Source organism: Pseudomonas gingeri, assembly GCF_013385425.1.
In the GTDB taxonomy this organism is placed as follows: Bacteria; Pseudomonadota; Gammaproteobacteria; order Pseudomonadales; family Pseudomonadaceae; genus Aquipseudomonas; species Aquipseudomonas gingeri_D.
Genome location: NZ_JACAQA010000009.1, coordinates 166,556 through 184,321, shown reverse-complemented (window position 1 = coordinate 184,321; position 17,766 = coordinate 166,556). Strand labels below are relative to the sequence as shown.

General features: G+C 62.4%; 15 protein-coding genes. 6 read left to right on the top strand and 9 right to left on the bottom strand.

What is annotated here, in order from left to right:
* Nucleotides 1-65: 65 nt before the first annotated feature.
* From HX830_RS14520 to HX830_RS14510, 3 genes are read left to right on the top strand one after another with little or no spacing between them, the layout of a single operon-like run.
* Nucleotides 66-1,031, top strand: a complete 966-nt coding sequence (locus HX830_RS14520; RefSeq protein WP_152736730.1) for an HlyD family secretion protein — start codon at nt 66-68, stop codon at nt 1,029-1,031.
* On the top strand, nt 1,028-3,751 hold the full coding sequence (gene rbbA / locus HX830_RS14515) for a ribosome-associated ATPase/putative transporter RbbA (RefSeq protein WP_177100901.1): 2,724 nt from the start codon (nt 1,028-1,030) through the stop codon (nt 3,749-3,751). Before HX830_RS14520 ends, rbbA begins: the two co-directional genes overlap by 4 nt.
* Nucleotides 3,751-4,869: an ABC transporter permease gene (locus HX830_RS14510; protein WP_177100899.1), complete on the top strand. Its 1,119-nt coding sequence runs from the start codon at nt 3,751-3,753 to the stop codon at nt 4,867-4,869. Before rbbA ends, HX830_RS14510 begins: the two co-directional genes overlap by 1 nt.
* 2 nt (nt 4,870-4,871) lie before the next feature.
* On the opposite strand, the gene HX830_RS14505 is transcribed toward HX830_RS14510, so the two are convergent.
* A complete protein-coding gene (locus HX830_RS14505; RefSeq protein WP_177100897.1) occupies nt 4,872-5,288 on the bottom strand; it encodes a flagellar basal body-associated FliL family protein in 417 nt (138 codons plus the stop codon).
* A 156-nt stretch (nt 5,289-5,444) separates the two neighbouring features.
* On the opposite strand from HX830_RS14505, the gene HX830_RS14500 reads away from it, so the two are divergent.
* Together HX830_RS14500 and HX830_RS14495 are read left to right on the top strand one after the other, a co-directional pair.
* On the top strand, nt 5,445-6,422 hold the full coding sequence (locus tag HX830_RS14500; protein WP_177100895.1) for an NADPH:quinone oxidoreductase family protein: 978 nt from the start codon (nt 5,445-5,447) through the stop codon (nt 6,420-6,422).
* A 110-nt stretch (nt 6,423-6,532) separates the two neighbouring features.
* Nucleotides 6,533-7,126, top strand: a complete 594-nt coding sequence (locus HX830_RS14495; RefSeq protein ID WP_177100893.1) for a flagellar basal body-associated protein FliL — start codon at nt 6,533-6,535, stop codon at nt 7,124-7,126.
* A gap of 18 nt (nt 7,127-7,144) precedes the next feature.
* Here the strand turns inward: HX830_RS14495 and HX830_RS14490 are convergent, their stop codons facing one another.
* The 3 genes from HX830_RS14490 to HX830_RS14480 all read right to left on the bottom strand — a co-directional run bounded on the left by HX830_RS14490 (nt 7,145) and on the right by HX830_RS14480 (nt 11,518).
* Nucleotides 7,145-8,230 (bottom strand): anthrax toxin-like adenylyl cyclase domain-containing protein, encoded by a 1,086-nt coding sequence (locus tag HX830_RS14490; RefSeq protein WP_177100891.1) that lies wholly within the window; start codon nt 8,228-8,230, stop codon nt 7,145-7,147.
* A 217-nt stretch (nt 8,231-8,447) separates the two neighbouring features.
* Nucleotides 8,448-9,095: a gamma-glutamylcyclotransferase gene (locus tag HX830_RS14485; RefSeq protein ID WP_103496086.1), complete on the bottom strand. Its 648-nt coding sequence runs from the start codon at nt 9,093-9,095 to the stop codon at nt 8,448-8,450.
* A gap of 26 nt (nt 9,096-9,121) precedes the next feature.
* The gene (locus tag HX830_RS14480) at nt 9,122-11,518 is read right to left on the bottom strand and encodes a TonB-dependent receptor plug domain-containing protein (protein WP_177100889.1); all 2,397 of its coding nucleotides are present in this window, start codon (nt 11,516-11,518) and stop codon (nt 9,122-9,124) included.
* Between the two features lie 307 nt (nt 11,519-11,825).
* On the opposite strand from HX830_RS14480, the gene HX830_RS14475 reads away from it, so the two are divergent.
* Nucleotides 11,826-12,308: a sn-glycerol-3-phosphate transporter gene (locus HX830_RS14475; RefSeq protein ID WP_218171292.1), complete on the top strand. Its 483-nt coding sequence runs from the start codon at nt 11,826-11,828 to the stop codon at nt 12,306-12,308.
* 169 nt (nt 12,309-12,477) lie between these two features.
* On the opposite strand, the gene HX830_RS14470 is transcribed toward HX830_RS14475, so the two are convergent.
* The 5 genes from HX830_RS14470 to HX830_RS14450 all read right to left on the bottom strand — a co-directional run bounded on the left by HX830_RS14470 (nt 12,478) and on the right by HX830_RS14450 (nt 17,725).
* Nucleotides 12,478-13,446, bottom strand: coding sequence for a CDP-6-deoxy-delta-3,4-glucoseen reductase (locus HX830_RS14470; RefSeq protein ID WP_177100887.1), 969 nt, complete (start codon nt 13,444-13,446; stop codon nt 12,478-12,480).
* Entirely contained in the window at nt 13,446-14,912 is a 1,467-nt protein-coding gene (ubiD, locus tag HX830_RS14465) for a 4-hydroxy-3-polyprenylbenzoate decarboxylase (RefSeq protein WP_177100885.1), read from the bottom strand. The genes HX830_RS14470 and ubiD overlap by 1 nt, the downstream gene beginning before the upstream one ends.
* 128 nt (nt 14,913-15,040) lie before the next feature.
* A complete protein-coding gene (gene rho / locus HX830_RS14460) occupies nt 15,041-16,300 on the bottom strand; it encodes a transcription termination factor Rho (RefSeq protein ID WP_100942095.1) in 1,260 nt (419 codons plus the stop codon).
* A 244-nt stretch (nt 16,301-16,544) separates the two neighbouring features.
* On the bottom strand, nt 16,545-16,874 hold the full coding sequence (gene trxA / locus HX830_RS14455) for a thioredoxin TrxA (protein WP_103496082.1): 330 nt from the start codon (nt 16,872-16,874) through the stop codon (nt 16,545-16,547).
* Nucleotides 16,875-17,023: 149 nt separating this feature from the next.
* A complete protein-coding gene (locus tag HX830_RS14450) occupies nt 17,024-17,725 on the bottom strand; it encodes a FadR/GntR family transcriptional regulator (RefSeq protein ID WP_177100883.1) in 702 nt (233 codons plus the stop codon).
* Between the last annotated feature and the right edge of the window lie 41 nt (nt 17,726-17,766).

Sequence of the window (17,766 nt, the reverse complement as noted above, 5' to 3'; positions counted from 1 at the left end):
CCAATATCAACGCGTTTCGCCGCGTATCCGGTCAAAATTGGACGCTACTGACGCAGGATGCCGTAATGTCGATGAATCAACACAGTTCCCGTCTTTTCGCCGGTGCCCTGCTCGTGCTGCTGGCCGCCGCCGGTGGCTTCGGCTACTGGAAGTCCCTTCACGACCGCCTGCCCGAAGGCCTCGGCATGGGCAACGGCCGCCTTGAAGCCACCGAAGTGCAGATCGCCAGCAAAACCCCGGGCCGGCTGGCCGAAGTGCTGGTCAACGAAGGCGACAAGGTCACCCGGGGCCAACTGCTCGCCCGCCTCGACACCCGCACCCTCGAAGCCCAGCGCAACCAGGCCGAAGCCGAAGTGCTGCGCGCCCGCGAGAACCTCGCCGCCAACCAGGCCAACGTGCAACTGCGCCAAAGCGAACTGTTGCTGGCCGGCCAGGAGCTCAAGCGCTTTCGCGAACTGTCCCAGCGTGGTTTCGCCAGCGGCCAGGTGATCGACCAGCAACAGGCCCGCTACGACACCAGCACCGCCGCGCTGACCGCCGCCAAGGCCCAGGTCTCGGCCACCAACGCCGCCATCGGCGCGGCCCAGGCCCAGGTCGCCCAGTTGACCAGCGAAATCGATGACAGCAGCCTGCGTGCGCCCCTCGACGGCATTATCCAGCTGCGCCTGGCCGAACCCGGGGAAGTTCTCGGCGCCGGCGGCCGGGTGTTGCTGCTGATCGACCCCAACGACCAGTACATGAACCTCTACCTGCCCGCCTCCGTGGTCGGCCGCCTGACCCAGGGCGACGACGCGCGGATCCTGCTCGACGCCCTGCCCGAACATCCCCTGCCGGCGAAAGTCGCCTTCGTCGCCGCCAAGTCGCAGTTCACCCCCAAGGAAGTGGAAACCCGCGACGAACGGCAGAAACTGGTGTTCCGGGTCAAACTGCGCCTGACCGAACCCGCCGCCGTGCCCCAGGCCAAGCCCGGCATGCCCGGCGCCGGTTACGTGCGCACAAGTCCCGTGGACTGGCCGGCCAACCTGAAATGAGCGACCTGGCGCTGCAAGCCAGTGGCATCCAGCATCGCTACGGCGATCAGCAGGCCCTGATCGACATCGCCTTCAGCCTGCCCGCCGGAACCCGCTGCGGCCTGATCGGCCCGGACGGCGCCGGGAAATCGAGCCTGCTGGGACTGATCGCCGGGGTCAAGAAACTCCAGCAAGGCCAGTTGCAGGTGCTCGGCGGGGCCATCGACGAGCGCCGCCACCGCAGCAGTCTGTACCCGCGCATCGCCTTCATGCCCCAGGGCCTGGGAGGCAACCTTTACCCCGACTTGTCGATCAGCGAAAACATCCGTTTCTTCGCCACGCTGTTCGGGCTGGGCAAGGCCGAGTGCGACCTGCGCATGCACAGTCTGCTGCGCGCCACCGACCTTGAGCACTTCAGCGAGCGGCCGGCCGGCAAACTCTCCGGCGGCATGAAGCAGAAGCTCGGCCTGTGCTGTGCGCTGATCCACGACCCCGACCTGCTGATCCTCGACGAGCCCACCACCGGCGTCGACCCGCTGTCGCGGCGGCGTTTCTGGGAACTGGTGGATGAATTCCGCCGCCAGCGCCCGCAGTTGACGCTGCTGGTGGCCACCGCCTATATGGAGGAGGCCGAACAGTTCGAGCACTGCCTGATGCTCGACCGTGGCCGCCTGATCGCCGCCGGCCTGAGCCAGGAACTGGCCGCCAGCACCGCGAGCGGCAAGCTCGACGACGCCTTCACCCATTTCCAGGGCGACAGCGGCCACGACAACCAGCCCCTGGTGATCCCGCCCCGGGACGCCGGCCAGACCGATATCGCCATCGAAGCCCACGAACTGACCTTGCGCTTCGGCGACTTCACGGCGGTGAACAAGGTCAGCTTCGCCATCGGTCGCGGCGAGATCTTCGGTTTTCTCGGCTCCAACGGCTGCGGCAAGACCACCACGATGAAGGTCCTCACCGGCCTGATGCCCGCCAGCGAAGGCAGTGCCACGCTGCTCGGCAAACCGGTGGACGCCGCGGACCTGGCGACCCGCAAGCGGGTCGGCTTCATGTCCCAGAGTTTCTCGCTGTACGGCGAACTCAGTACGCGGCAGAACCTTGAATTGCACGCGCGCCTGTTCGACCTGCCCAAGGCCGACAGCGCGACCCGGATCGAGGAACTGATCCAGCGCTTCAACCTTGGCGAGATCGCCGACCAGCCGTCCGGCGCCCTGCCCCTGGGCCTGCGCCAACGCCTGTCGCTGGCAGTGGCCGTACTCCATCGCCCGGAAGTGCTGATCCTCGACGAACCCACCTCCGGGGTCGATCCGGCGGCACGGGATGACTTTTGGCGCCTGCTGATCGAGCTGTCCCGGGAACAGGGTGTGACGATCTTTCTCTCCACCCACTTCATGAACGAAGCCCAGCGCTGCGACCGTATTTCCTTGATGCATGCCGGCCAGGTGCTCGCCTGCGATACCCCGGACGCCCTGCAACGACAGTTTCACGGCGACACCCTGGAGGCCGCCTTTGTCCGCTGCCTGGAGCAGGCGCAGGGCAGTTCGCCGGAACCGCAGGCCGCCAGCGGCGACACAGCGCTGCCGTCGTCCGGCCTGGCACCGAACAAGACCGGTTTCAGTCCGGCACGCTTGCTGGCCGTGGCCAGCCGCGAAGGCAAGGAACTGCTGCGCGACAAGGTGCGACTGGCCTTCGCCCTGCTGGGATCGCTGTTCATGATGGTGATCTTCGGCTACGGGATTTCCCTGGACGTGGAAAATCTTGCCTTCGCCGTCTATGACCAGGACCAGACGCCACAAAGCCGGGCCTACCTGGAAGCCTTCCGCGGCTCGCGTTACTTCGAAGAGAAAACCCCGATCCGCGATGCCGCGCAACTGCACCAGCGCCTGCAACGCTCGGAGATCAAGCTGGCGCTGGAGATCCCCCCGGGCTTCGGCCGCGACCTGTATGCCGGGCGCCAACCCACGGTCGCCGCCTGGCTGGACGGCGGCATGCCGTTCCGCGCCGAAACCAGCCGCAACTATGTCGAGGCCGTGCACCAGGCCAACCTCGAGCAACTGGCGGCGCAAAGCAGCCCGGCCTACGACGCCCGCCCCGCCGCCCGACTGGAAACCCGCTTTCGCTACAATCAGGACGTGGTCAGCGTGAATGCCATCGGCCCCGGCGTCATGGCGCTGATCCTGGCCTTTATCCCGGCGATGCTCACCGCCCTGGGCATTGTTCGGGAGAAGGAGCTCGGTTCGATCACCAACTTCTATGCCACGCCCCTGACCCGCCTGGAGTTCCTGCTGGGCAAGCAGGCGCCGTATCTGGTGGTCAGCCTGATCAACCTGGCCCTGCTGGTGGCGATGAACCGCTGGCTGTTCGGCGTGCCCTTCAAGGGCAGCGGCCTGACCCTGGCCCTGGGCGGCATGCTCTATGTGCTCGCGACCACCGGCATGGGCCTGCTGATCTCGGCCTTCACCCGCACCCAGATCGCCGCGATCCTCGGCACCATGATCATCACCAGCCTGCCGACCATCCAGTTTTCCGGATTGATCGTGCCGCGCTCGTCGCTGGAAGGCGGCGCCGCGTTGATGGGCATGCTGTTCCCCGCCGGGCACTTTCTCGATATCGCCGTCGGCACCTTCACCAAGGCCCTGGACCTGCGCGAACTATGGCCGCAGTGCCTGGCGTTGTTCGGGTTCTTCGTCGCCTTTACCGGCCTGAGCCTGCTCATGCTCAAGAAGCAGGAGGCCTGATGCACAAGCTCGCCCATATCCTGCGCCTCGGCATCAAGGAACTGACCAGCCTGCGCCATGACAGCGTCCTGCTGCTGTTCCTGTTCTATGCCTTCAGCGTGGCGATCTACATGCCCGCGGCCGGCTCGGTGATCGGCGTGCACAACGCCAGTGTCGCCCTGGTGGACGAGGACCGCAGCGCGCTGTCGCGCAAACTGGGCGATGCCCTGCAACCGCCGGAATTCCAGCGCCCGGCGCCATTGCCCTACGACCGCCTGGACGCGGCCCTGGACAGCGGCCAGTACACCTTCGTGATCAATGTGCCGGCCAACTTCCAGAGCGACCTGCTGGCCGGCCGCTCACCCACCGTGCAGGTCAACGTCGACGCCACCGCCATGAGCCAGGCATTCATGGGTGCCGGCTATATCGGGCGGATCTTCCAGCGCGAACTCCTCGAGTACGGCGGCCAGGCCGACGCCGCGAGCCAGACGCCGGTGCTACTGACCAGCCGGGCGTTGTTCAACGCCAACCTGGAGGGCGGCTGGTTCCTGGCGGTGATCCAGATCGTCAACAACATCACCATCCTGGCGATCATCCTCACCGGCACCGCACTGCTGCGCGAACGCGAGCACGGCACCCTGGATCACCTGCTGGTGCTGCCACTCACGGCCCTGGAAATCATGCTGGCGAAAATCTGGAGCAACCTGCTGGTGGTGGTGATCTGCACCTGGGTGTCGCTGGAAGTGATCGTCAAGGGCGCGCTGGGCGTGCCGTTGGCCGGCTCGTTGGGCTTGTTCCTGGGGGTGACGGCGCTGTATCTGTTCGCCAGCACGGCCCTGGGGATTTTCCTCGCGACCCTGGCCCGCTCGACTCCGCAGTTCGGTCTGCTGGCGATCCCGGTGATCATCCCCATGCTCCTGCTGTCCGGCGGCAGCACGCCGCTGGACAGCATGCCGACCTGGCTGCAATGGGTGATGCAGGGCTCGCCGTCGACGCACTTCGTCAGCCTGGCGTCGGCGATCCTGTTCCGCGATGCCGGGGTCAGCGTGGTCTGGCCCGACCTGCTGGCGCTGGCGGGCATCGGCCTGGTGTTCTTCAGCGTGGCCCTGGCGCGGTTCCGCAGGAGCCTGGCGTCCTAGGTTTACTGAACGATCAGGTTATTGAACAGCAGGTCCTCGACCACCGGCTTGCCGGTTTCGTCGTTCATCACCTGCTGAACCTGCTTCAGCGCTTCCTGGCGCATCTTTTCCTTGGCGTCGACGTTGCTCATCGAATCCACGGTCTGCTGGGCGAACAGCGCCACCAGTTGGTTACGGATCAACGGCTCGTTGGCCTTGACCGCCTTGGCCGCTTCCTCACCGGTCACGCGCAAGGCCACATCGGCCTTGTAGACCTTGAGTTTCGGGCTGCCATCAAGACCATAGTTACCGACAAACGGCGGCGTCAGGCTGATATAGCTGACTTTCGGACCCGCGCCTTCCCCTTCCTTGGCTTCTTCCGCCGCCACTGCCGCCAACGGCAGGGACAAGGCCAACATCAACATGATCAACGCTTTCACAATTCGCTCCTTATCCGGTTTGCGGCCTAGCATAGCGACCCGCACCGCCCTGCCCAAGCAAAAGCTTATGGCGGACTATCAGGGTGGGGCATGCTCGTTGACCCTTCGACTCACACACCTACACTTATCGGCCATCACTCCCAAAGGAATAGCCCGATGAAAGCCGTGCTCTGCAAAGCCTTCGGCCCCGCCGAAACGCTGGTGCTGGAAGAGGTCGCCAGCCCGGTGCCCGCGAAGAACGAGATCCTGCTGCAGGTACACGCCGCCGGGGTGAACTTCCCGGATACGCTGATCATCGAGGGCAAATACCAGTTCAAGCCGCCCTTCCCGTTTTCCCCGGGTGGTGAAGCGGCCGGCGTGGTCGTCGCGGTGGGCGAGAAGATCAGCCACCTCAAGGTCGGCGACCGGGTGATGGCCCTGACCGGCTGGGGCAGTTTTGCCGAAGAGGTGAAAGTGCCCGGCTATAACGTGCTGCCGATCCCCCCCGCCATGGACTTCACCACCGCCGCCGCCTTCAGCATGACCTACGGCACCTCCATGCACGCCCTCAAGCAGCGTGCGCAGTTGCAGCCGGGGGAAACCCTGCTGGTACTCGGCGCCTCCGGAGGCGTGGGCCTGGCCGCCGTGGAAATCGGCAAGGCCATGGGCGCCCGGGTGATCGCCGCCGCCAGCAGCGCGGAGAAGCTGGCGGTGGCCAAGGCCCTCGGCGCCGATGAACTGATCAACTATGGCCAGGACAATCTCAAGGATGAAATCAAGCGCCTGACCGACGGCAACGGCGTCGACGTGATCTACGACCCGGTCGGCGGCGACCTGTTCGACCAGGCCATCCGTTCCATCGCCTGGAACGGCCGCCTGCTGGTGGTGGGTTTTGCCAGCGGACGAATCCCGGAGCTGCCGGTGAACCTGGCACTGCTCAAGGGTGCGGCGGTGATCGGGGTGTTCTGGGGCTCGTTCGCCCAGCGCCAGCCCCAGGACAACGCCGCCAACTTCCAGCAACTGTTCAGCTGGTTTGCCGAAGGCAAATTGAAGCCGCTGGTATCGCAGACCTATCCCCTGGCGCAGACCGCCCAGGCCATCAATGACCTGGCCCAGCGCAAGGCCGTCGGCAAAGTGGTGGTGCAGGTGCGTTGAGCACCTGACGACAGTTTCACCCGGCACGCTGCCTGAATACCGCTATATTTTGCCCATGGCCCGGGCGCGCTCATGACGAGCGCGCCCCTGCATCCCATCGAGGCAAATCCATGCTCAAACTGCTACAGACCCTGCTCCCCGGCGTACTCGCTTTCTCGGCGCTGATACTCGCCACACCGGCCATGGCCCACAAGGAAGTCGGCTTGAGCGATGTCACGGTGCTGATCGTTCGCCACGGGGAAAAACCCGACCAGGGTCGCGGGCTCAGCCCCGCGGGTGAACATCGGGCCCAGGCCTACGCCAGCTACTTCGATCCCTTGTCGCTGGACGGCGCACAACTGACCCCGCAACGCCTGATTGCCACCAGCGACAGCAAGGAAAGCGACCGGCCACGCCTGACCCTCACCCCGCTGTCGCAGCGCTTGAACCTGCCCATCGAACAACCCTACGCCGACGACGAGGTCGACAAGCTGGTCAAATCCCTGGGCAAGGACAACAGCGTGCCGGTGGTACTGATCGCCTGGCACCACGGGCATATCGATAACCTGATCGAAGCCTTTGGTGGCGATGCGAAAAAGCTGACCGGGCAAAAGCATTGGCCGGAGGATGTATATGACTGGCTGATCGTGCTGCGCTTTGACCACAAAGGGCAGTTGATCGAGTCCCGCAGCGAAAAGATCGATGAACCGGCGTTTCCCGGCTGATACCGAAGGGAAGCGACGCTAAACCTCGTAGTGTCCTTCCCGGCTTACTGAGAGCCCCAATTGACGATGCCAACCCGGATTCAGGCCGAGGACATAGTCAAAGCTCAACACACTGAGCAGGTGCTTCACATCGTGCACATTACGGGCGCAATAGGCCTCTTCATGGGGGATAAAGAACAGGCAGGGAAAATCGATATCCGAAACCAGCGGACGCCCCGCTTCGTCGCTGTGGTGCACCACATCTCCGCCCTGATAGCCTTCCGTACGAACCGCAGTGTTCAGCGCGGTCCGGAGTAGATTGATACGTGGCGTAATGTTGCCCAGGTGGGGATCCTCATGCTGGATAAAAGACTTCAGCCCCTGACGCAGGCGATCACTGCCCGGCACCCGACGTCGGTCCGCCCCTGAGCGGGAATAGCTGCTGCGCCGGGGGAAAACCGCCCACAGGTCATAATCACAGGTGGTCGCGGCCCGATAAGTCTGGCGCACCTCCACCGGGCAATAGGGGTCGACAATGGCCATGACCGGGAGCAGGTTTGTCCGATCCTGTGCCTGGTTGAGTCCCGTCAGGTTATTGGACAGGCGGCTTTCCTGCGGTCCATAAAACACGCCCCAGAGTCCCTCGCCCTTGGTGCCCGCCACACCCGTTGTATATTTCAATATGAAACTCATGGAAACACCCGTTGGACCAGACGCCATATAACGCATTTCCTGGTTATTCCCACCCACCAGCGTCATGCACTTCAGCTGAGTTTCCAGTGCCTTGCGTCGCTCATTGGTTATATACAACGGCGTCTCGTCGCCCCCTGAACTGACTGCTCCTTGCAAGGCTTTACGCTGACTGGCGATATCCGGGTTTTTGGTAAATCTTGGATCCGCCAGGACAAACCCGGCCATCGGCCCCCAGGTGCAACTTTTGGCTTTATTGTGAAAGCCCTTGGTGGCATAACTTTCCAACAACAACCCCGTGGCGCAAGGCCCCACGGCCCGCACGGCAATGACACACTCGTGAGTGTCAGCCACACGCTGAAAGGCTCGGCCATGTTGTATTGGCATGCCGGTACTGACAATGGCAGATAGCCCACGCACTATATTCAGTTTCATATGGAGCTTTACCCGAGTGCAAAAGATCACTCGTTATAGCACTGCCCCAGCTCATTCATGAACGCGGATAATGAAACAATTCTTGAATATAAAAACGGCCCCACAAAGAATCTCTCTCTTTGATAACGTCTTCCACATCGATATCAAATAGCGCTTTTGAAGATTATAAAAATAGGGCGGTATATTTCACTGAATGGTTTTAAACATCGCCGTGATATTAATGCGAGGCCGAACGGCAGCGCTTGAGTCGCGCTTCCAGATTGCGATCCGGCATGGCGTGGCTGCGCAGGGCGCTGGCGGTCTGCTCGACGTAGTCGCGGGTGGTGCCATAACGCCCACAGGCGCTTTCGAGCACCTGGTTCAGCACATGGTCCGGCAGGTTGCCGGCATAGCTGGGCAAGTGCCGCTCGAGCACGAAACCCAGCGCCTGAACCGTCTGCCCCGTGGCCAGGCGGCAATTGAGCCAGTGCGGCCGATAGGACGGCACCGGCATCTCCCGCTGCCACAAGGCATAGAGCGACGCCTCCAGCTGATCGTCCGGCAACCGATAGGCAAAACCGCTGCAGGAACCGCCGCGATCCAGGCCGAACACCAACCCCGGAAACTCCGGCGTGCCCCGGTGTTCATGGGACCACAGGTACAAACCCCGGTGATAACCATGAACCCGCCCGCGCACCCGCTCCACGGCGGAGCACTCGGGACGCCAGATCAACGAGCCGTAGGCGAACAGCCAGACCGGTCCGCCCTTGTGCCGGGCCATGGTGGCCTGCATGGAGCAGAGCAGTTGCTCGTGGGTCAGTTGCGCCCCCAGTTCCAGGCGCGGCGGATAGGCCAAACTCGACAACGCGGGATCGATAGCGGTCATGGCGGATTGCGCGGGGTTCTTGATCATTACCAGTTGTAAGTCACTTTACCGTAATAAAACGCACCGCTGTAACCGTACGGCGAAAAAGTGCTGTAGGCCAGGTTGCCACCGTTGCTGGCGTAGGCATTGAGTTTCTCCGGGTATTTGTCGGTGACGTTGTCGCCGCCCACGGTAAAGGTCCAGTTCTTCAGCTTGTAGTCCACCGCCAGGTCCAGCAGCCAGGCCGCCTTGAAGGTCTGGTCATAGGTCGGATCGGCCTGGTAGCTGGTGAAGGAACCATAACGCACCAGGGTCGTGTGCAGCGTCCAGTTGCCGTAGTTGAAGTCGTTACCCAGGGTCAGCTTCTGCTCCGGCGTGCTGTCACCCAGCAGACCGAGCTCTTCACGGCGGTCGACCCGCAACAGATTGACCCCCAACTGATTGAGAATCGCCGGGTTGGCCTTCACGTCGGTGACCTTGGTGTGATTGAAGTTGTAGCCCAGGGTGCTGTTCCAGCGCACCCCGTTGTCCAGCTGGTAGCGATAGTTGGCCACCAGGTCGATGCCGTCGGTGCGGGTACTGGTTGCATTGGTGAAGTAGCGGGCGCTGGTGTAGTTGATATTGCCCACACCGTTGGCCTGCAGATAGGCGATCGCCGCGTTGTTCAGCGACAGGTTGGACGACAGGCTGATGCGGTCGCTGATATCGATCCGGTAGATATCGGCGGTCAGCGTCAGGTTGTCCGTCGGCTGCAGCACCAGGCCGAGGCTGTAGTTGCGGGACTTCTCCGGTTTCAGATCATCGGAGCCGAGCAACCGCGCCACTTTGCCGTTGGCCGGGAACACCCCGGTCTCCTGCACGGTCGAGCCGATCAGTTGCGAGGAGGTAAAGGCGAAGTTCTGCTGGGCCAGGGACGGTGCGCGGAAGCCGTTGGAGACGCTGCCGCGCAAGGCCACCTGCGGGGTGAAATCGTAGCGCGCCGACAACGAGCCGCTGACGTTGGCACCGAAGTCGCTGTAGTCCTCGCGACGTACCGCCGCCGAGGCACTGAGTTTTTCCGTGAAGTTGGTTTCCAGGTCCAGGTACTGGGCGAAGTTATGCCGCGAATAGCTGCCGGCATCCGATTCGCGGAAGCCGCCAAGGCCGGAACTGCCGGTCTGGTAATAGGACTCAGGCTGGCCGGCGCTGATCTGGTAACCCTGGCGCAGGTATTCGCCGCCGAACGCCACGGACACCGGATACGGCAGCCAGCCGAGGCTGAATTCCCGCGACAGGTCCAGGCTCAGTTGGCGCTGGTCGTTGCTCAGGGTGCCGTTTTCAAATTTGCGCGGGGTGTTCAGGCCCAGCGAGGTGTTGATCGTCTCGGTGCTCAGGTCGTACTGGTTCTTGCCGTAGTTGGCGGACAGGTCGTAGTGCCAGTTATCCGTCAGCAGGCCACGCAGGCCGACCACCAGGGAAGTGTCCTCGAGGTCGCCGCGAATCAGCGGCAGGTAACCGTTGGGGTAGATCGCCGGAAGGTTGTTCGAGGCATTGCTGGCGCGATAGAAGCCGGCGGTTTCGCCCCGGCGCTTGCTGTAGCCACCGAAGCTGTAGAGTTCGGCGGCGTCGTTGAAGCTGTAAGCCGAGTTGAAGGCCAGCTTGCCTTCGTCGCTGGCCGGCTCCCCCTGGCGGAACACTTGCTGGCCATAGGTGGTGGAACCGACGCTGGCGGGACGGTAGTCGTTACCGGCACGGTTGGTGTAATCGTTGTCGGCACCTTCGCCGGACAGGTTGAAGTAGCCGTTGTCACCGATGGCGAACCCGCTGTTGCCGGAGATCTGCCGCTGGATACCGTCGCCCTTCTTGTATTCACCGAACTTGCTGGAGATCGAACCGCCATGGTCGGCGTTCTTGAGGATGATGTTGATCACCCCGGCAATCGCGTCCGAGCCGTAGCGGGCGGACGCGCCATCGCGTAGCACTTCGATATGGTCGATCGACGACAGCGGGATCGCATTCAGGTCGGTCGGTGCCGAGCCCCGGCCCACCGCGCCGCCCAGGTTGACAAAGGCGCTGGTGTGGCGCCGCTTGCCATTGACCAGCACCAGCACCTGGTCCGGTGACAGCCCGCGCAATTGCGCCGGGCGCACCAGCTCGGCGCCATCCACCAGGCTCGGCCGCGGGAAGTTGATGGACGGAATCAACTTCGCCAGCACTGTGCCCAGCTCATCCGAGCCGGTGCCGCGCAGGCTGTCGCCGCTGATCACATCGATGGGCGACAGCGACTGGCTGGCCGTGCGCTCCTGGGAGCGCGTGCCGGTGACGATAACGGTGTCGAGCTTTGGCGCTTCGGCGCTTTCCGCCTCGGCGGCAGCCGTCGAACTGAAGGTAAAAGCGCTGGCGGCGGTCAGCAAATGTGCCGACAAAATCGCCGTGTACAAACGTTGTTGCGTGTTGCTCCCCATACCGCTCCCCTTTGAATCCAAGGTCGAGGCGTCTTGCCCCGAGTTCGCACGATCGGTCCGTGTGGCGAACGGTGTCGGTCATTGTGGTGTTGATTGGCAGATACAAAGCCGGTGGTCCGATGGGCATATAGCCTAATGTTATGTAACAAATAAATTAAATATCAAAATCATATAACGATAAGCTAAACATCGCGTACGGGAAAACCCCTACAGATATTTCAGAGGCCACGATCTGATAATCCGATTTGGACTTACGTATAACGGCCGCCTACTTCAATCGCTACGGTTTCACCAGGGGCCAATGACCATGAACCCATCACTCCTTATCCAGGCCCTGTGCCTGTTTCTGCTGGCGCCCAGCGCCTGGGCGTCGAACGATTCGGACGCGGCTGACAAGGGCTTCTGGTACCTGCAAACCAGCGTCGTTACCCGTCACTTCTCACCGGACCCGGACCACAATAATCACCAGGACCTGATCGGCCTGGAGCGCAATGACGCCTCGGGGTTTCTCTATGGGGCGGCGACGTTTCGCAACTCGTTCAGCCAGCGTTCGTATTACGCCTATGCGGGTAAACGATTCGAGAGCGCCAACTATCCGGTGTACCTGAAAGTCACAGGTGGCTTACTTCAGGGATACAAAGGCGAATATCGCGACAAGATCCCGCTGAATCACCTGGGCGTTGCGCCGGTGATCATTCCTTCCGTCGGCGCGCATTACGGGCCGGTGGCGGCGGAGGTGGTGTTACTGGGTTTTAATGCGGCGATGCTTACCGCCGGGGTGCGTTTCTGAGGGATTTGCAGCGGTCTTGAAGCCCTCTTCGCGGCGGCGCGGCGTCCCGACAAGCCCTGCTCCTACAGTTCTGTGTCGTACACAAAATCTGCAATCGACGCCGTACTGTAGGAGCAGGGCTTGCCCGCGAAGGCGATGGAACAGGCGCAGAAGAATCAAACGCCAGGCACTAAGGCCTGGGCGCGTAGGCAAACACATCGGCACGCATCTGATGTGCATCCATCCCGGCGTTCACCAGTGCATCCAACGTCGCATAGATCATCGCCGGCGAGCCGCTGGCATAGACACTCACCCCAGACAGGTCGGCAATGTCTTCGCGGACCGCCTCGTGCAGCATCCCGCAACGCCCTTCCCAGCCACACAGATCACTGACCACCTTGTGCAGGAACAGGTTCGGCAGTTGCTTCCACTCCTCCCAATGCTCCAACGTGTAGAAGTCCTCGGGCCGGCGCACGCCCCAGTACAAGTGCACCGGGTACTGGAAGCCACTGGAACGGCAATGCTCGATCAGGCTGCTCATCTGCGCCATGCCGGTACCCGCCGCGATCAGCACCAGCGGCCCCTCGGGCAGTTGGGCCAGGTGGGTATCGCCAAACGGCAGTTCGACCCGCGCCATGCCGTTGCGCTGCAACTGCTCGATCAAACCCTGGGCACTGGCTTCGCGCACCAGCACATGCAGCTCAAGATCGCGCCCGGCATGGGGCGCCGAGGCCAGGGAAAATGCCGACTTCTCGCCGCTGTCGCGTTCGATCATCAGGTACTGGCCGGCGTGATAACGCGGCGGCTTGCCCGCCGGCGCGCGCAGGCGCACGCGCCAGACATCACCACCGATCTCGGCGCATTCGATCAACTGACAGGCCAACTTGCGCACCGGCAGTTCTCCTTGCGCGAGCACGCCATCCCAGAGCACCACACAGTCTTCCAGGGGTTCGGCAATACAAGTGTAGAACTCGCCGTGGTCACGCACGTCACCGGCCTGCACGACCCGCCCTTCCACCAGCAGCGCGGCGCACACATGGCAGTTGCCGTTGCGACAGCTCTGCGGGCAGTCATAGCCCAGGCGCCGGGCACCGTCGAGAATCCGCTCGCCGGGCCGTATCTCAAGCACGGCGCCGGACGGCTGCAAGGTCACACGCATCAATCTATTCCTAACTGATTCCAAATGGCATCGACCCGTCGGGTCACGGCCTCATCCTTGACGATCACCCGGCCCCACTCACGCGTGGTCTCGCCGGGCCATTTGTGCGTGGCATCGAGCCCCATCTTCGAACCCAGGCCGGACACCGGCGAGGCGAAGTCGAGGTAGTCGATCGGCGTGTTATCGATCATCACCGTGTCGCGCTTGGGGTCCATGCGCGTGGTGATGGCCCAGATCACGTCGTTCCAGTCGCGGGCGTTGATATCGTCGTCGGTGACGATAACGAACTTGGTATACATGAACTGTCGCAAAAACGACCAGACACCCAACATGACGCGCTTGGCGTGGCCCGGATACGACTTCTTCATGGTGACGATGGCCATGCGGTACGAGCAACCTTCCGGCGGCAGGTAGAAGTCGGTGATTTCCGGGAACTGCTTCTGCAGGATCGGCACGAACACTTCGTTCAGCGCCACGCCGAGAATCGCCGGCTCATCCGGTGGCCGACCGGTGTAGGTGCTGTGGTAGATCGGCTTGATCCGGTGGGTGATGCGTTCCACGGTAAACACCGGGAAGCTGTCGACTTCGTTGTAGTAGCCGGTGTGATCGCCGTAAGGGCCCTCCGGGGCCATTTCCCCCGGATGGATCACGCCTTCCAGGACGATTTCCGCCGACGCCGGCACTTGCAGGTCATTGCCACGGCACTTGATCAGCTCGGTGCGGTTACCCCGCAGCAGGCCCGCGAAGGCGTATTCGGAGAGGCTGTCCGGCACCGGGGTCACGGCACCGAGAATGGTCGCGGGGTCCGCGCCCAGGGCCACGGACACCGGGAACGGCTGACCCGGATACTTCTCGCACCACTCGCGATAATCCAGCGCACCGCCACGGTGGCTGAGCCAACGCATGATCACCTTGTTGCGGGCAATCACCTGCTGGCGATAGATGCCGAGGTTCTGGCGGTCCTTGTTCGGCCCCTTGGTGACCGTCAGGCCCCAGGTGATCAGCGGCGCGACGTCGCCCGGCCAGCAATGCTGGACCGGCAACTTGCCGAGGTCGACGTCATCGCCCTCGATGATGATTTCCTGGCAGGGCGCATCCTTGACCACCTTCGGCGCCATGGCGATGATCTTGCGGAAGATCGGCAGCTTGGACCAGGCGTCCTTGAGCCCCTTGGGCGGCTCCGGCTCCTTGAGGAAAGCCAGCAGCTTGCCGATTTCCCGCAGTTCGCTGACCGCTTCGGCGCCCATGCCCAGGGCCACGCGCTCGGGCGTGCCGAACAGGTTGCCGAGTACCGGGATATCAAAACCGGTGGGGTTCTCGAACAGCAACGCCGGCCCCTTGGCCCGCAGGGTGCGGTCGCAGACCTCGGTCATTTCCAGGACAGGGGACACCGGAACCTGGATGCGCTTGAGTTCGCCGCGCTGTTCCAGGCCGCTGATAAAGTCGCGCAAGTCGCGATACTGCATGCGTGAGCCTCGTAGATCCGTGGCGTTCGGGGTGGGCAGTTTACCCGGTTCGCCCCGATACCGCGCAATCGAACAACACCCGGACAGCAAAAAGCCGGGTTTCCCCGGCTTTTGCGGCCCTGCTCGACTTACTTGCGTTTCATCGACAGGAAGAACTCATCGTTGGTCTTGGTCTGTTTCAGCTTGTCGATCAAGAACTCGATGGCAGCGACTTCATCCATCGGATGCAGCAGCTTGCGCAGGATCCACATGCGCTGCAACTCGTCGTCGGCAGTCAGCAACTCTTCGCGGCGGGTGCCGGAACGGTTGATGTTGATCGCCGGGAAGACGCGCTTTTCAGCGATCTTGCGGTCCAGGGGCAGTTCCATGTTACCGGTACCCTTGAACTCTTCGTAGATCACTTCGTCCATCTTCGAGCCGGTTTCAACCAGCGCGGTGGCGATGATGGTCAGCGAACCGCCTTCCTCGATGTTACGCGCGGCACCGAAGAAACGCTTTGGCTTCTCCAGGGCGTGGGCGTCGACACCACCGGTCAGGACCTTGCCGGAGCTCGGGATCACGGTGTTGTAGGCGCGAGCCAGACGGGTGATGGAGTCGAGCAGGATGACCACGTCTTTCTTGTGCTCGACCAGGCGCTTGGCCTTCTCGATGACCATTTCGGCCACTTGCACGTGACGGGTTGGCGGCTCGTCGAACGTCGAGGCGACCACTTCGCCGCGCACGGTGCGCTGCATTTCGGTCACTTCTTCCGGACGCTCGTCGATCAGCAGGACGATCAGGTGCACTTCCGGGTTGTTGCGGGTGATGTTCGCCGCAATGTTCTGCAGCATGATCGTCTTGCCGGCTTTCGGCGGTGCCACGATCAGGCCGCGCTGGCCTTTGCCGATCGGCGCACAGAGGTCGATCACGCGACCGGTGAGGTCTTCGGTGGAACCGTTACCGGCTTCCATCTTCATGCGCACGGTCGGGAACAGCGGCGTCAGGTTCTCGAAGAGAATCTTGTTCTTCGCGTTTTCCGGACGATCGAAGTTGATCGTGTCGACCTTGAGCAGAGCGAAATAACGCTCACCTTCCTTCGGCGGACGGATCTTGCCGACGATGGTGTCACCGGTGCGCAAGTTGAAGCGGCGGATCTGGCTCGGCGAGACGTAGATGTCGTCCGGGCCGGCCAGGTAGGAGGCATCCGAAGAGCGGAGGAAGCCGAAGCCGTCCTGGAGGATCTCCAGCACGCCATCACCGGAGATTTCCTCGCCGCTTTTCGCGTGCTTTTTCAGCAGGGAGAAAATCACATCCTGCTTGCGCGAACGGGCCATATTTTCTATGCCCATCTGTTCGGCCAATTCGAGCAGTTCGGTAATCGGCTTTTGCTTGAGTTCAGTCAGATTCATATAGGAATGACGTAATCATTTATGGAGGGGGGAGAAATTAAGCTTTTGGCTTAATGAGGCCGCGCCGCAGAGAAGGCGACAGGATCGCGTACTTGTTCGAAAAGGAGAGCGTCGGCGACGGCTTGCAGGGGGCAGTGGAGAAACCAGTGCGGGGCCGAATGTAACACCTGCAATTGTGAACGTCTAGCCCCTGACAACGAAAAAAGCCCCGCTATTTGCGGGGCCTTTTTTGCCGATGCCGACCTTACAGGTGAGCGTCGAGGAACGCGGTCAGTTGCGACTTGGACAGTGCGCCGACCTTGGTCGCGGCAATCTCGCCGTTCTTGAACAGCATCAGGGTCGGGATACCACGCACGCCGTGCTTGGCCGGGGTTTCCTGGTTTTCATCGATGTTCAGCTTGGCGATAGTCAGCTTGCCTTTGTAGGTCTCGGCAACTTCGTCCAGCACAGGGGCGATCATCTTGCAGGGACCGCACCATTCAGCCCAGTAGTCGACCAGTACAGCGCCCTCGGCCTTGAGTACATCAGCGTCGAAGCTAGCGTCGCTAACGTGTTTGATCAGATCGCTGCTCATGGAAGTCTCCGGATTTGTAAGCCAAAAAAAACGTTGCCCATCATAGCCGTCCTTCCTACGTACAGGAAGCCGCAGTTGATTGAGTCTAACTATGACAAATGATCAGTTTGGGTATAGCCAATACGGCCCCCGCACACAAATACCAACGGTCAGCCGGGCGTGACGAAGGCAATACCGGTGCGCAGGGCGGCATTGCGCACATGTTCCTGCATTGCCTTTTGTGCCGGCCCCGAGGCGCGACGCGCCAAGGCGCGGAGGATCTTGCGGTGCTCCTGCCAGGTTTCCATGGCCCGCTCCGCCCGGATGAACGGCAGTTTCTGGCTTTCCAGGAACAGCTCGGCGCTGGCACTGAGGATACCGGCCATGGCCTGGTTACCGCTGGCCAGCAGGATGCGTCGGTGAAAATCGAAATCCAGCCGCGCGGCCGCCTCGAAATCCCCGGCCTTGAGCTCCAGCCGCAAGGCCTCGACGTTGTCCTGCAAGGCATCCAGCTCATCGGCGGTCAAGGTCACCGCCGCCAGGCCGGCGGCAAAACCCTCCAGGGCATAGCGCAACTGGAAGATATCCTCCGCCGAGGCCTGGGCCGCGAACGGCCAGGCCAGGCCACCGGCCGCAGGCGCCAACTCCACCGGCGCCTGCACGAAGACGCCCTTGCCCGGTTGCACGCTGATCACTCCCAGGGCACTCAGGGACGACAATGCCTCGCGCAGCGACGCCCGGCTCACCCCCAGGCGCAGCGCCAGGTCGCGCTGCGAAGGCAGCACGTCCCCCGGGCCGAAACCCTCGTCGGCAATCAGTTTGCGAATAGCTTGCAGCGCCACTTCCGGGACGGCGCGGGAGATCGAATTCATCGTTTTTTTCAGCTGTCAGTCCGGGAAAGCGCTAGTTGTAA